General features: G+C 68.7%; 11 protein-coding genes and 4 pseudogenes. 10 read left to right on the top strand and 5 right to left on the bottom strand.

The window, feature by feature from the left end; genetic code table 11:
* Nucleotides 1-161: 161 nt before the first annotated feature.
* Nucleotides 162-281, top strand: a pseudogene (locus ACFWPQ_RS45905) (IS5/IS1182 family transposase); the annotation flags it as partial.
* A 122-nt stretch (nt 282-403) separates the two neighbouring features.
* Here the strand turns inward: ACFWPQ_RS45905 and ACFWPQ_RS45900 are convergent.
* A complete protein-coding gene (locus tag ACFWPQ_RS45900; protein ID WP_384049399.1) occupies nt 404-592 on the bottom strand; it encodes a hypothetical protein in 189 nt (62 codons plus the stop codon).
* A gap of 204 nt (nt 593-796) precedes the next feature.
* Here ACFWPQ_RS45900 and ACFWPQ_RS45895 point away from each other — a divergent pair, with 204 nt between their 5' ends.
* The 3 genes and pseudogenes from ACFWPQ_RS45895 to ACFWPQ_RS45885 form a co-directional block, all read left to right on the top strand.
* Nucleotides 797-3,520 carry a hypothetical protein gene (locus tag ACFWPQ_RS45895; protein ID WP_384049397.1) on the top strand — a complete coding sequence of 908 codons (2,724 nt, stop codon included), beginning with the start codon at nt 797-799 and terminating at the stop codon, nt 3,518-3,520.
* 69 nt (nt 3,521-3,589) lie between these two features.
* Nucleotides 3,590-5,293: a hypothetical protein gene (locus ACFWPQ_RS45890; protein ID WP_384049394.1), complete on the top strand. Its 1,704-nt coding sequence runs from the start codon at nt 3,590-3,592 to the stop codon at nt 5,291-5,293.
* A 241-nt stretch (nt 5,294-5,534) separates the two neighbouring features.
* Nucleotides 5,535-5,982 (top strand): annotated as a pseudogene (locus ACFWPQ_RS45885) (IS630 family transposase); the annotation flags it as partial.
* A 402-nt stretch (nt 5,983-6,384) separates the two neighbouring features.
* On the opposite strand, the pseudogene ACFWPQ_RS45880 reads toward ACFWPQ_RS45885, so the two are convergent.
* A pseudogene (locus tag ACFWPQ_RS45880) lies at nt 6,385-6,786 on the bottom strand (transposase); the annotation flags it as partial.
* A gap of 121 nt (nt 6,787-6,907) precedes the next feature.
* On the opposite strand from ACFWPQ_RS45880, the gene ACFWPQ_RS45875 reads away from it, so the two are divergent.
* From ACFWPQ_RS45875 to ACFWPQ_RS45855, 5 genes and pseudogenes are all read left to right on the top strand, one after another.
* Nucleotides 6,908-7,189 (top strand): hypothetical protein, encoded by a 282-nt coding sequence (locus ACFWPQ_RS45875; RefSeq protein WP_384049391.1) that lies wholly within the window; start codon nt 6,908-6,910, stop codon nt 7,187-7,189.
* A 148-nt stretch (nt 7,190-7,337) separates the two neighbouring features.
* Nucleotides 7,338-9,989, top strand: a complete 2,652-nt coding sequence (locus ACFWPQ_RS45870; protein WP_384049388.1) for a tetratricopeptide repeat protein — start codon at nt 7,338-7,340, stop codon at nt 9,987-9,989.
* Nucleotides 9,990-10,392: 403 nt separating this feature from the next.
* Nucleotides 10,393-10,863, top strand: a pseudogene (locus ACFWPQ_RS45865) (transposase); the annotation flags it as partial.
* Nucleotides 10,860-11,264: a hypothetical protein gene (locus ACFWPQ_RS45860; protein ID WP_384049385.1), complete on the top strand. Its 405-nt coding sequence runs from the start codon at nt 10,860-10,862 to the stop codon at nt 11,262-11,264. The pseudogene ACFWPQ_RS45865 and the gene ACFWPQ_RS45860, both read left to right, overlap by 4 nt.
* 234 nt (nt 11,265-11,498) lie before the next feature.
* Nucleotides 11,499-11,765: a transposase gene (locus ACFWPQ_RS45855; RefSeq protein ID WP_384049382.1), complete on the top strand. Its 267-nt coding sequence runs from the start codon at nt 11,499-11,501 to the stop codon at nt 11,763-11,765.
* 52 nt (nt 11,766-11,817) lie between these two features.
* Here the strand turns inward: ACFWPQ_RS45855 and ACFWPQ_RS45850 are convergent, their stop codons facing one another.
* Nucleotides 11,818-12,588: a site-specific integrase gene (locus ACFWPQ_RS45850; protein WP_384049379.1), complete on the bottom strand. Its 771-nt coding sequence runs from the start codon at nt 12,586-12,588 to the stop codon at nt 11,818-11,820.
* Nucleotides 12,589-12,626: 38 nt separating this feature from the next.
* On the opposite strand from ACFWPQ_RS45850, the gene ACFWPQ_RS45845 reads away from it, so the two are divergent.
* Nucleotides 12,627-12,983, top strand: a complete 357-nt coding sequence (locus tag ACFWPQ_RS45845) for a hypothetical protein (protein ID WP_384049376.1) — start codon at nt 12,627-12,629, stop codon at nt 12,981-12,983.
* Between the two features lie 75 nt (nt 12,984-13,058).
* Here ACFWPQ_RS45845 and ACFWPQ_RS45840 read toward each other — a convergent pair whose 3' ends face one another.
* Nucleotides 13,059-13,646, bottom strand: a complete 588-nt coding sequence (locus ACFWPQ_RS45840; RefSeq protein WP_384049372.1) for a hypothetical protein — start codon at nt 13,644-13,646, stop codon at nt 13,059-13,061.
* A gap of 12 nt (nt 13,647-13,658) precedes the next feature.
* On the bottom strand, nt 13,659-13,985 hold a 327-nt coding region (locus ACFWPQ_RS45835; RefSeq protein WP_384049370.1), incomplete at its 5' end, for a GNAT family N-acetyltransferase.

The following is a 13,985-nucleotide window of genomic DNA, read 5'->3' as shown; positions in this document are numbered from 1 at the left end:
CCCTCGGCGGTTTGAGTCCCGAACACCCGGCCTGCCGGAACCGACCAGTGCAGCGCATTGCCGCCAATCCCCGGCGATCTGGTCGCTGCACCGCTGGCCTCCGGCTACACAAGACCAGGGAGCTGCCGTCCGCTGCCCCGGAGGTTCTGGCGGGGGGCTGAAAGCACCGTCCGGCCTCTTCCGCGTCGCGCGTCTACTGGGCGATGACCCAGGTCATGGCCCGCCGACTCACCGGCGCGAACACTCCAACCTGGCGCGACCCGCAGACGGTGACCGCGTGACATCCAGCCCCCTGGAATGACCCGCCTCCACTGGCGCTCCGGCCGCTTCCTGGCCGCCGACGGTCACTGAGGGGCACTGAGAGGGCCTGGCGCCGCGATGTCGTGTCGCCGCGACGCCGTGGTCACGGCGAGGGCGGAATGTCCCTGGTGATGATCACGACCGCATCGACGCGCAGGGACAGGACCTTCTTGCCGTCGACGGTGGTGAAGTCGACGAAGTCACCGTTCACCGCGTAGCCGTCCGCCTGCACCCGACGCTCCCGCACCGGTGGCGTGTTCAAGGACGCGTACTCGATGGTGTAGGTGTCCACGGGTTCCTCCTGGGGCTGTCGATCGCTTGGCGCGCTCCGGCCGCTAGTCCAGGGTGGCCGCCGGGGGCCGCGGCGGCCCGCCAGGGAAAGCCGTCAGGGTGATTGCCAAACCCTGATCGTGTGATCACAAAGCCCTGATCGTGAAACCTGGGCCGCGCCGCGGGATACCGGAGAGGACACATCTGACAGCTTGAGGGGCTTCGCATGACCTTCACCGTCACGTTCCTGGGCCAGACGCCCATCCCCGTTCAGGGCACCAGCAACGCGTACCGGGTCTGGTCGTACAGGATCGACGCAGCGCCCAACAGCGACCTCCCGGTGGGGCAGCGGATGACCCTGGCGTTGCCGGGCACCATCACGGTGCTGGATCCCAGCGGCTTCCCCAGTGTGGACGCGGTGGCCGCCACCATGGTCTGGCGGGATTCCAGCGGCCTGCAGTACGTGGCCGCCAGGGCCACCACGGCCGGCACCGTGACGGTCGCGTTCGTGGCCCAGGCGCACACGTCCAGCGGCCCGGTCCAGCTCTTCAAGTCCACTCCCGGCAACGAACTCGTGTCCGTGACCTACGCCGTCGTGGCGGGCGGTGCGACGGCCCACTCCCAGCCCCTGGTCGTCCCCGCGGACGGCGCTCCGGTGTACACCGGCCAGCCCGTGAACGACTTCGTCGGCACACTGCCGTACGCCAGCGAGCTGTTCGGGGTCTACCACCCGCTGAGCAAATGGATTGGCATGACGTCCGGCCTGGCGGCCGCCAAGGTCCATCCGCAGTCGGCGTTCGGCAACCTCGCCCCCGCCGACTTCCACGGGAACGACGCCCGGATGATCACCGGTGCCGGATTGGCCGCTCTGGCGGCGCGCTACCAGAGCACCTCCGCGGGGGCACTGTCACCGGTCGGGCTGGTGAACCTCTTCCGGGAGTACTTCTTCGAGTTCGACACCTTCCTGGGCACCCCGTCGGGGCACATCTGGGTCAGCCCCGGTGGCACCGTGGAGGTCGTGGAGAGCAGTACCCGGCGGACGCTCGTCGAGAAGACGACGGAACAGGCCGAGGAGGTCTCCCGCAAGAGCGAGGAGAGCCTCACCGATCAGAGCGACGTGGCGGACGCCGTCAAGGAGGACAACTCCAACGACACCAAGCTCGGGGTCAGTGCCACGGGCGGGGTGAACGCCAAGATCTACCACGCCGATGCGAGCGCCAGTTTCAGTATGGAGAACACGGTGAAGCGCGGCTCCGAGACGACCCGCAAACACACCCGGACCCAGAGCGCCAAGACCACCAGCGAGATCAAGCGGAACTTCAAAACCACCTTCCGGACGGTCACCGAGACGACGGACACCTCCAGCCGCCGATACGTCCTGCAGAACACCGGCCCCGACCTGGTCAACTTCGAGCTGCGCCGCAAGATGCGCAAGGTCGGTGTCCAGCTCCAGCACGTGGGAACCCGGCTGTGCTGGCAGATCCACCTACCCGATCCCGGCCGGGAACTGGGCCTCGGGGACATGGTCCACGTCGTGCCCGCCCCCGACTTGTCATCCCTGCAGAAGCCGGAGGAGCTTCCCGAGCCCGCGCCGAAGGACATTCCGTTCCACTACGACATCCCGTTCAAGCACGACAAGGGCACCGACGACGAGGCCGAGGAGACCTACCTGCCCTTCCCCGGTCTCCCCTGCCGCGGGCGGCACGAGAACCACACACCGCTCACCGAAGACGACACCATCGACTTCTGCTTCAAGGACCTGCCGCTCCCCCCGGTCCCCGAGGGCTACCAGTTCAGCGAGGTCGTCTCCCAGGACAAGCACGGAGCCCAGATCGATCTGGCGCCCCTACAGATCGACAAGGACAAGAACACGATCTCCATCCAACTGGTGTTCGCGAACTTCCAGAAGAACAAGTCCCTGCCGTTCGACGCGATCCTCCGCTACGTCCCGACGGATGAGGCGAAGCAGAAGGTCAAGGACCTCAACGACAAGGCGAAGGCGGAGTACCAGAAGGAGGTGGACCGGCTCCAGTACCAGGCCTACGGCGAGGCGGTCCGCGAGCGCCTGCGCCTGGTCAGCTCGATGCGCTCGCGCGCGCCCGAGGACCTCCGCAGCGAGGAGCGCCGGTCGGTCTTCCGCAAGCTCCTCCAACAGTTGGAGCGGAACGGGCACTATCCCGATAAGCCGGACCAGCCGCCCTACCTGGAGGGGGAGCAGATCCAGCAGTACTTCGACGTGGACGAGATGCTGTACTTCGTGGCTCCGGACTTCTGGCGCCCCAGTCGCAGTGACGCGCCCCCGCTGTCCGCCACCAGCACCGGACGGTACCCCGTTCCACCGCAGGACTCGACGCCCGGATCCCCCACCGATCCGCCGCTGAAGGGCCAGACCGTGGCCGGCTGGTACTCCCGCGCGGACTCCTACGCGGTGGTCGACAGCCCGACTCCGACGAAGGAGTGGCGGGTGAACTACCTCATCACCGACGAGACCCAGCCGGCCCCCCTGGGCAGCTCGCTCGGTTGGCTCGTCCAGATCGACGCCGACGAACGCCGCAACGAGTTCCTTAACTGCGCTTGGGTGAAAGCGGTCCTGCCCGTGCAGCCGGGACAGGAACTCGCAGCTCTCGCCTGGCTCATGGACGTCGAGGGCGAGGCGGGACTCGGCCTCCCCTACGCCGTGCAGCAGGACGATCCCGCCGAGTACCAGGGCAAGACCGTCCAGCAGGCCCTTGAGCTGGTGTCCGGACACCTCACGGCACTGGACGGCCCGGAATTCGCCACCACGCTCGCCGCCGACAAAGTGTTCGAGCACGGATTCGACCCGCTGGCCGGCGGGTTCCGCCCGGCCGATCCGTGGCAGGTCTTCGACCAATGGGTCGAAGTGCTCCCCACCGACCAGATCGTCGCCGTCCAGGTCAGGTACGACCCCAAGACGGGCCAGCAGCTGTGACCGCACCAGCACATGCCCCTACCGGCCCGGTTCCGTTCCCGTCGTGCGTAAAGCTGGCGGCGTAGCCGCATGGCCCCGGCCGACTGGCGGGTCACCGTCACCGTCGAGAACGCCAGCGGTGTGCCGGTCGCGGGCGCACGGCTGACCCGGAGCATCTGGGCGGGGGCCGCGGTCCAGCAATTGCCCGAGGTCACGCTCTCCGGCGCGACGTTCACCTTCGTCGCCCCGGCGGCGGCCCAGAGCATCGCCTGCGGGCTGCGGCACGCCCGCTACGCGGCACTGGACATCGCGCTCGTGCGGAACCCGGGCGAAACCGTCTGGCGCTGGACCAACTCCACTCGCCGGGTCGGCACAACCGGCAGCGATGTGACGGTCACGGCCACGCTCGGCCGCGTCCGGCCCGCGCCGCTGGGCCACATCCCCGAGACCGAACTGACGCGGCGGGCCTCGGTACATCAGGCCAGGCTCGACGAGGCGGACCGGAAGAACGCCGAAGCGCGCAGGCGCGGGCGGCCCCCGACCGAACCGAACTTCGTCCCCCTCGACCTTGACCACCGGACGGCGCTCATCACCCAGGACCGCACGGCCTACCGCACCCAGGCGCGGATTCAGCGAGTGATCAGCGGCTTCCACGTGGCCACGCCGGAACTGTTCTCCGAGACCCCGACGGCCCACGGGTGGCCACGGTTCGCGACCACCCCGCACACCGTCGACCCGAACCGTGAGGGCCGGCTCTACCTCGTCGAATACGGTGAGGTGGGTGACGACCCGAGCCCGGGTCCGCGTTTCGCCGTCGGCGTCTGGGTGCCCCACCGGCTGCACGACCCCAGAACGAAAGCTCTCGACTTCGTGGTCTGGCTGCATCCCCACACCAACAGCCGGCTGGTCATTCCGCAGGTCGAGTACCCGTTCCGACAGCCGTACCCGTACGGCATCGTGACAGCCAAGAACGTTCAGGGGAACGCCGATGCCGCCCAGCGGTTCATCGACATCCCGGTCTTCCACCTGCTCAGCCAGCACTTCCTGGCCTACCAGCTCGCAGCCGCGCGCCGGGCCGCAGTCATCGTGATCCCCGTTGCGCCGTCCAGCCACTTCGAGCCGTTCGAGTCCCCGGCCACCTTGATGCGGCTGCTCAGGGAGTTGTGTCTGTGGATCCCCCAGGACTTTCCGCGCGGCGCTGAGGCAGCGGTGCACCGGCCGCGGCCGGCCGTGGGCCGCGTCGTCGTCAGCGCGTTCAGTTCGAGCGTGCCCCGTCTGCACACCCTGATGAACGGTCTCCGCCCCGACTCCCGCTACGACGCCCCGTTCTGGTGGGCGTCGACCGGTCAGCAGGGCCTCGACGACGTGGCCGACTTCCGCCGCGTCTGGAAGGAACAGTGGGCGGTTGACGGAATCGCCGCAGGATTCCTGCCGTACGTCGACGCGGCCGCCTATTGGGTACAGCAGACCGATGACCGACGGCTCCGGATCTACAAGAGCCGGTTCACTGGCGGCTGGGACCCGGCGGCTCCCCGCCCCGGGGCCTGGGGCACGCTCGTGAAGGGCGCGACCGTCGTGCGACGCGGAAGCGGCGACGTATCGGCGGTCAAGGTAACCGACGCACGGGGTCGGCTGCAGGCTGTTTCGTTCACCGACAACTTTCTACTCGGCCCAGAGAGGGGCCCCGAAGCCGCCTTCGAACCCCGCCTGTTGCCCAACAGCGCTCACGAGATGATGCCCCGAGTCTGTTTCGGGCACGCCGCTGTCACGAGCGGGCTGGCATCCGCGGACTAGTGTGGCGGGACTGGGTGGCCAGGATCTGCACCCTGACCTGCCCTGGATCAAGGGCGAGCACCTGCTGACCGGGCCGATCAGCTCCCTGCGTGAACACCATGCCACCGCTACGAAGAAGGGATACAGCCATGTGCTCGTCCCGCCTGTGTGTGTAGCTCTCGAGGTGGCGGAGTATCCGTTGCCCCCGAGGGAGGATCCCCGTGGTGCCCGTCCGCATCCCGAGCTGACCGAAGCGTTCGTCGGCACGGCTCCCACTGCTGGCTCCTGCTGGGCCGAACAGGGCAGCCCCGACCGCCTGCCGGCCACCTACCGCCGCACCCAGGGCATCACCTACTTCCACGGCTGCTACTCGGTCGGCGACGACAAGCTGTGGGGAATCAACCGGCGCCGCAAGGGCATCGACCACACCTGGACCGCCCTGCGGTCCATCCGCGCCGCCCGCGCGGACGGCGCCCCGATCTACGTGATCCTCCGCCCACCTCAACTGGAAGATCCGCAGGTGGGCGGCGAAGAACAAGGTCGAGCTGTGCTTCACACCCACCTACGCGTCCTGGGCCAACCCCATCGAAGCCCGCTTCGGACCGCTGCGGCAGTTCACCCTGGCCAACTCCAACCATCCGAACCACACCGTCCAGACCCGAGCCCTTCACGCCTACCTGTGCTGGCGGAACGACCTCAAGCGCGGACCATACCGCCACGCAAGCGGTACCAGCACCCGAACATCACAAGGCCACCTGGCCTCAGTCTTGGAGCCTACCTACCCAGCACGCGGCCACCCTCTCTGCGGAACTCCGTACGTCTCGCCCACGTGCCGGACGACGATCGCGGGCCGGGCAACGGCTGCGGGTGCCCAACTCATTCCGTCACCCCACGGGTCGCGTTTCGTCGGTTGCCCTGAGGGCCGGCGAAGGCCCCCAGCGGCCACCGGCCTCGGCAATCGCCCCGACAATCACCTTCATGCCTGACTGGATGCCCTCCTGGGGCACGACCGCGCTGATCTCGATCGTGACGTCCGTGCTCACCCTGATCGTCGCCGGGCGGTACGTCTCGCCCCTGCTCGAAGTCCGCAACCGCCGCTTCCAGACGAAGATCTTGTTCGCGTCCAGTCCCGTCGTGGTCTTCGGCACTCCCGCGGCCGCGCGCACGGACTGGGTGTCGATGATCACGAGCGACGGGTCCTCTAATCGGCGGGCCTTCTCCCGCACCTGGCAGCGCAGGAGTTCCTGGATCCGCTAGTCAAGGCCGTCCTGGCGCCAGAGCATGAAGTAGCAGAACACCGCCGACCAGGCCGGCAGATCGTGGGGCAGGTAACGCCACTGACAGCCTGTCCGGTTCTGGTAGAAGATCGCGTTCACAACCTCCCGGAGATCACACGTCCCAGGGTCTCCGGTCGCCGAACGGCCCACCCGGTCCTGCTTCCAGGCCGTGATCATCGGCTCGGTCAACGCCCAATGCTCATCCGATAAGTCGCTCGGATACGGTCTTCGGTCCATGCCCGCATCCCAGCATGCACATGGCGAACGGTCGGCTCGTACGGCGATCAGTACCTCGATCGAGCGATCACGAACCGAGGAAGATCGGATTTAACACCCTCTGACCACCTGCGTACGCGAGGTGCTGACGCCGGAGGCGGCCCGCGTACCCGCCCCCAGAGGCGACGAGCCGCTGTGGCACGCCTCCGCCCCCTCGGAGGCGATCCCCTTCGGAGCCCTGGCCGACCGGCTGCGCGCCGAGTTCGAGTGCCCCGGCATCACCCGCGAGCGGCTCTTCGCGGTCGCCCGCGACGCGTGCCTGCTGCTCCGCCTGGACTCCCCGTACGCCGGCCACACTCTGGCCGAGCAGCGCTACGAGGCCCTCTTTGCCATCCGCCGGATCAACGGCTCCAGCCGGGGCTGAGAGTGGATATACCACTTCCAGCCGCTCGCTCTCGCCGAAGGCATAACGATCATGCGCCGCCTCATCGCCCAAGACATCGAGGCCGGCACGCTGCGGCGAGCCGGGCCTCTGCGCGACACTTGACGCAGGAACGACGGGGGTGGTTCATATGCTCGGCGCCGCTGAGGAGTTGCTGCGCTGCTGCGATCCGGCGGGTGCGCTGTCGTCGTTCGAGGAAGCCCTGGCCCAGGCGCCCGACGACCCCGCTGCCCTCAGCGGCCGGATACGCGCCCTCTGGCTGCTGCGGCGGGCCGACGAGTCCCGCCGAGCCCTCGCAGATGCGATCGCGGCCCACGGACGCCCGGCCACACTGCTGGTCGCCGAGGGCACCCTGGCACTGGGCCTGCGGGAGGACTTGGTCCACGTCGGCATCATGTACGGCTCCGAAGCGCGGGACGACCCGGCGGCGTACGAGGCCTTCGCAGCGGCAGTGACGCTGGACCCGGCCGATGAGCGGGCCCGCCGCGGCCTGGCCACCGCGCACCGCCTCGCCGGACGGGTGGCGCAGGCCCGCGCCGTGCTGGGCGAGGCCGTACGGGAGCTGGGGCCGAGGCCGGGGCTCCTGGTGGAGACGGCATGGTGTGCGCACGACGAGTGGAATCTGGACGAGGCCATATCCGCTCTGGACAACTGCCCGGACGACGTGGAGGCGATGTTCGCCAGAGCCTTCGTGCTGATGCAGGAGGACGGCGGTCTGGAGGAGTCCTACGCCGTGCTCGACGCGCTGAGCCGCCGCCTGGCGGAGGAACCGCCGCCCACGGCCCTGCTGGTGCAGCAGGCCCTGACCGCCAGACTGGACTGGACTGAACGGACGTACAACCAGATCCCTCCCGACGCAGAGGCCGAGCCGCTTCGGGACGTGGCAGAACGAGCCGGCGGGTTGTTCCGGCGGGCGCTGGAGACCATGCCGGACCTGCCCAGTGCCCAGTGCGGCCTGATGTACCTGGCCACCTACGCCCACCTGCCGGAACCAGACATCGACATCGAGCATGCGACGTCTTCGGGGCAGGTGGAGTCCGTGGCCAACGCCCTCACGGAGCGGGGCGACTTCGACGCGGCGCTCGCACAGTTCAGACGCGCACACTCGCTGGATCCGCTGATCCAGTCCCCGATGATCGGGCAGGTCAGCTGCCTCCGTTCTCTCGGCCGCGTCCGGGAAGCCCGTCGGCTGGCCGAGGCGGCGCTCGCGGCGCGCCCGCGCGACAAGTGGATGCTCAGCGAGTTGGGAGCCCTGGAGTTTGACGCCGGTCATGCCGAGCGTGCGCTGGAACTCAGTGCCAGCGCCGGTCTCCGTGGTGCCGTCGTCCACGTCATGGCCCTGCGGCAGTTGGAGTGCTACGACCTTGCGGAGAAGCACGCCGCCGAGTACCTCGGGAAGTGGCCGCGCCATATCGCGCTGCTCCTTGAGCTCGCGTGGTGCGCGCTGGCGCAGGGCGACCATGCGGAGGCGCTCGCTCTGTTCGGCCGTGCGCTGGAGGTCAAGCCGGCCGACGAGTCTGCTGTCGAAGGACAGAAGCAGGCCAAGCGCCTCGCCAAGCGCCGCCTCAGCGGGCTCCGGCCGCCCCTGGCGTGGCATCAGCCGAACGCAGGCGACACCTCCGGTGCTTCCGACAGCACCGCCGCCGCCCAATCCGAGTACCTCGCGGACCTGCTCCCGCAGGGCGTCCCGCCGAGACTCGCCGGACGCCTGACCGCACTCATCCGGCGCCAGGCGGCCATCGACCAGTGGAGCACCCGGCTCACCGACGCCGCCGCGGGCGTCCTGGTGTTGCTTCTCCTCCCGGGACTTCTCTGTGCCTCATGGTGGCTGCCGCGTCTGCTGGGGGCCGGTGCGGGCTGGGAGGTCTCACTCGGGGTCGTGGCCGCCGAGGCGGCCACCCTGGCACTCCTGGTCTGGATCTCCGTCAGCAGTGCCTTCGGCGAGCAGTGGCTCGTGCTGCTGATCATCCTCACCCTGGCGGGCGGCGCAGGGCTCGGGACAGTCCAGTGGCGAGGCCACGGTCACCCCGACGTCGGCGTGCTGATCCCCACGCTGGCCGCCTGCTTCGCCGCCGGGTCCGTCTGGCTGATCGTGGCGCTCATGGCCGCTGTCGACGGATCCGTCGCCGCGCACCTGTCCCGCCTGCGTACGGGGGACCCCTTCACCCACCTCGTCGGCGACATGGTCGACTTGCTCGCCCTCCTGGAGTACGAGCCCGCCCTCGTCGACCCGGCCGTCCGCCGCGAGGCCCTCGGTCTCCTCGAACGGATCGCCCGCGGCCAGGAACGGGTCATCGCCGAGCCGCTCGGCCGACAGCGCCGTCGCTCGACGGTCAAGGAGCCCACCGGGCGGGCGTTCCGCCATCACGTCGCCGGCGTCGCCGCCGCCACCCGCGACCTCAAGCGCTCCGTCCTCAGCCCCGGTCACGACACCTGGCCCGCCCTGCGGACCCGGCTCCACGACATGCTCACCGCCACCGTCCACGCTCGCTGGGACCTCCTCCCCCACCGCGAACCCGACCCCGCCGCCAAAGCCCTCCTCGTCCGCCTCCTCAGCCTCGGCCGCAGCCTCCTCGTCCTGCTGGTCCCGCCCGCCCTGCTCATCGCCCTGCAGGCCTTCCACGTCATCCCGGAGAACCCGCCGACCGGCGTGCAGGTGATCGCGTACATCGCCTGGCCCGCGATCGTCCTGCTGCTGTGGCTCGACCCCGCGCTGGCGCAGAAGGTCGACCTGGTGAAGTCCGCGAAAGACCTGATCCCGCGCGGCTCGTCGGAGAAGTGATGACGGCTGCCACTGCCCGCGCGGGCCGCCCGGCCAGGGCCTCAACTCCAGCGCCTGGGTGATTAAGGTCGAGGCATGACCGCTGAGCTGCGTCGAATCACGCTCCTGTGCCGTGACCCCACTGCACAGGCACACTTCTGGGGCCACGTCCTGCACCGTTCGGTGGTTCACAGCCCCTGGGGGGGAGCACATCCAGTTGGTTGACGGCAATCAACCGCAGGCACTGTACTCCGAGGCCGCCCCTGGAGGTTCGGCTCCGGTCGCTGCGGTACGCCTGGCGGTCGGCGCGGTGAGTGGCGCTCTGGCTGACGAGGTGGCGAGGTTTACCGCGCTGGGGGGCCGCCGTCGCGGCGAAGCACACCGCGTCCGTCGAACCAGGCTGGGTGTTGATGACCGACCCGGAAGGCTGGACGCGAACAAGAGGACGCCGGGACGCAAGCGGGGGCTGGCCGTCGACGTGCTGGGACTGATCATCGGAGTCGTTGTCCTGGCCGCCTCCGCCCACGACAACACCACCGGCACCGCCCTGCTCGACCAGGCGACCGAGCGGTGCGGGAACCGTCTGGAGAATGCCCTGGTGGACCAGGGCTTCAAGGACGAGGTCATCATCCACGGCGCCCTGCTGGACATCACCGTCGAGGTCGTGCGCCGCAACCCGGCCGACCAGGGCAAGGGCTTCGTCCCGCAGCCGAAACGGCGGGTGGTCGAGCAGGTCAACGGCACGTTGATGCTGCACCGGCAGCTGGCCCGCGAGTACGACCACCGGCCCGACACCTCCGCCTCACGCGTCTACTGGGCCTCCACCGCGAACATGACCCGCCGCCTCACCACACCCGCCCCCACCTGGCGCGACACCCTCCGGGCGGCCGCGTGAACATCGCCGAGTTCCTGATGCATCTCCAGGCTCGCCACGACGAAGCCGTTGGCCGGGCTGATGAACTCCGCCGTCAGATAGATGACTTAACTGGCGCGTTAGCCGAGACCGAAGCGCGCCTCGCGGAGTTGGCCACAGCTCGAAAGGTCATCGCCGAACTCGCGCCGACCGGCGACGGAGGCGATCTCGATCCGCCCGAGCAGGCCACTGTCTACCAGGCCATCGTGAACGCCTTCAACCAGCACCCCGACCAGGCGTTCCGGATCCGCGAACTGCACGAACTCCTCGGCATGCCCACCGACGACCCGGCCATGAACGTCACCCGCAGCCGCCCCGGACGCCTCACCCGCCAAGGCTTCCTCACCCAACCCGGACGAGGCCGCTACCAGAAACGGACTTAACGCCCTCTCAGTGGGCGTTCAGGTATGACTCATGCCGGTATGCCAGTTCTGTCGCTGTGTCAGTTTGAGGCCTTTCAGCGGATCAATGCGCTTCATCACCTCCAGACTTCCGGACCTGTCCGCCCGTTTCGCTCGGCTTCAACCCTCGAAGTGCGTCTGACGTAGAGTTCGACCAGAACCGCCCAATGATCAGCGGAACCTGATCTTCCGTCACGCCCATGATCCCTCTGGGACGTGAGCCAGCGGAAGCCGTACCCCAGCGACCTCTCCGACGCCCGATGGGCCCTGATCGAGCCGACGTTGACGGCCTGGAGAAAAGCCCGGCTCGACCGCAGACCCACCGGGCAGCCGGCCAAGGTCGACCTGCGCGACGTATTCAACGCACTCCTCTACATCAACCGCACGGGAATCCCCTGGAAATACCTCCCACACGGGTGCCACGCCCGCGCAGTTCGCCGATTCGCGAACACCCTGCGGGCCCTGTGCCGCTTGGTCACCTGAGCCGCGAGGTAGATCTCGCCCCGTCCCCCTGCCACGGCAGGAAGCTCGGTCGTCAGCAGACTCGCCCCTCGCCCAGGCGCATGCCGGTGTAAACGAGCGAGTCGGCGAACAGCGCGTTGCGCTCACCGTGCCGACCACGCCACTTCGGGTCCGGTCTGCCGTCCGGCAGCTCGCCCCGCAGCCCCACATTGCGCCACAGCAGGTAGTCGACGAACTGCACAATGTGCAAGGGCTCTTGATCGTCGTCCACGTCGTACTCGGCGTTGACCCGGACGCGCTTCGGGCCCTGCGGCGTCATGACCGTCTTGTCGATGTACCGGAACGGCTCGTGATCCAGCAGCTCCTCGTACAGGGACCACTCCACCCACTTGTCGAGAGCCGCGATGGACCGCCGCCACGTGGCAGCGCTGATCGAGTTCTCGTCGTCCATGCGCATGCGGACGACCTTGTAGGCGCGCAGATCAGCGCTGTCCGTCTCCCATATCGACTTCCCTCCCCGGGACTCGTGCAGGAACCGGCAGTACAGCATGATGTCGCGCATGTAGCCCTCGTGCCCGTTGTCCGACCGCACGCCCCAGCTGTCGAGTTCGCGCCCGAACCGTTTCAACTGCACGTCGTACGAACCGTCGGAGCCGAGGACGAAGCACTTGCCGTCGCATGCTCCCGCCCGTTCCAGCACGGCGGATGCGTCGAAGGGCCACGGACCAGAAGCCCGAGCTTGTGCAGTCCGGTGCAGGAGGACCACGGTCTCCGGCGCCGACTGGCAGGAGAAGGCGTCGGCTCCTTGCAGAGCGATGGCAGTTGACGTGCTGGTGCGCTTCATCGGACCCCCTGAGACTGAAGCTACGCGAACATAACTGCGTGCTACGTGAGACAGAACGAAGCGCCAACATAAAAGCCGACCTCGCCGTCGACTCCGGCCAGGCCCTCCTAGACCTCGGCGACCCCCGCCGCGCCCACCAGCTCATCACCGAAGGCGAGCAGTTCCTCCCCGCCTCCCGGGACAAGACCCGCGGCGTGTTCCTCACCTACCGGGCAGCAAGCTACCTCGACCAGAAAGAACCCGAGCCCGCCGCGGCCGCCGCCCTGGAAGCACTCCTCCTGGCCCGCCGGATCGGCGCACCCCGCTGCATCAGCCTCGTCGACAACCTCCTCCCCCGCTTCCAGCCCTACACCCAGACCCAGGGCGTGCCCGAACTGCTGACCGCCGCCGCGTAGTACTGCACCCCACGTCCTCGCACACGCGGACCCGGTGCCGTCGGCGGCGGCCGATCAGCTGAGCGCCGTCCTCGGCTACGGAGTCGGCCCTCGATGGCAGGAGCACGGGCATTCGCTGCCTCGGCAGTCTCCTGCGCGGTACCTGCGATCGATGACGCCGTCGTCCTGCAGAGCGCACAGCAGCCGTTGGAAAGCGGCGGCTGACTCGCCGTCTGAGATCTCTGTGGCCGTAGCTTCGGCGATCTTCCTGCGTGCGACGGCGAAGGCACACGCGTATTCGGCGACGTGCCATGCCACCAGGCTGTCCAGGTATCTGACGGCGTCCATGCTCCGTGGAGAGCTGCGGACACCACCGCGCAACAGCGCGGTACGGCCGCCTTCGATCCGCTCGAAGCACCAGAGCAGCGTGAAATAGGCGGTGAGGGTCGAATCCCAGTCGTTCGTCCTGGCGGGCGAGCCGAAGTCCCCGTCGTGAAGGCTTCCTACGAGCCGGCGGGCCAAGGCGACCTCGCCGGTCGTCAGGTCCTGGTGCAACGCGCGAGCGGTCTCGAATCGTGCCCGGCGGTGTTCGGCCCTGAACGCGACGAGGGCGACCACGACCGCTGCCAGTGCCAGCGCTGTGGACGACACCCCCGCCAGGGCCGACCAGTCGTCTGCGGTCAACTCGCTGCCCCCTCACGCGCCTTGCGGCTGCCACCGGTGGAAGAAGGTCAGGCCCGGTCCGGCCCCGAGATGAAGCGGGATGCCGGTGAGCAGGGTGCCGACGTCGATGCCCTGCCCGGGCCGCAGCACGGTGAACCCCTGCCCCTTGTAGTACGGCCCCAGGGCCCGCTCGGTGTCGAACTCGCCGAACAGCAGCGTGTACTCCAGCTGCCCGTACACCTGCATGCACCGGGCGAGCAGCGCGGCCCCGATCCCGCGCCGGCGGGCGTCCTCGGCGACGGCGACCGCTTTGATCTTCGCGTACATGAGCATCGACATCAGGACGTACCGCCTGCCGAC

Origin of the sequence: Streptomyces sp. NPDC058464, from assembly GCF_042721035.1 — a bacterium.
In the GTDB taxonomy this organism is placed as follows: Bacteria; Actinomycetota; Actinomycetes; order Streptomycetales; family Streptomycetaceae; genus Streptomyces.
This window is presented reverse-complemented; position numbering and strand designations above follow the sequence as displayed.

Excerpts from the sequence above, each read along its gene's own strand:
- ACFWPQ_RS45895 (WP_384049397.1), top strand. The coding sequence starts at position 797 with ATGACCTTCACCGTCACGTTCCTGGGCCAGACGCCCATCCCCGTTCAG.
- ACFWPQ_RS45890 (WP_384049394.1), top strand. The coding sequence starts at position 3,590 with ATGGCCCCGGCCGACTGGCGGGTCACCGTCACCGTCGAGAACGCCAGC.
- ACFWPQ_RS45870 (WP_384049388.1), top strand. The coding sequence starts at position 7,338 with ATGCTCGGCGCCGCTGAGGAGTTGCTGCGCTGCTGCGATCCGGCGGGT.
- ACFWPQ_RS45850 (WP_384049379.1), bottom strand. The coding sequence starts at position 12,588 with ATGAAGCGCACCAGCACGTCAACTGCCATCGCTCTGCAAGGAGCCGAC.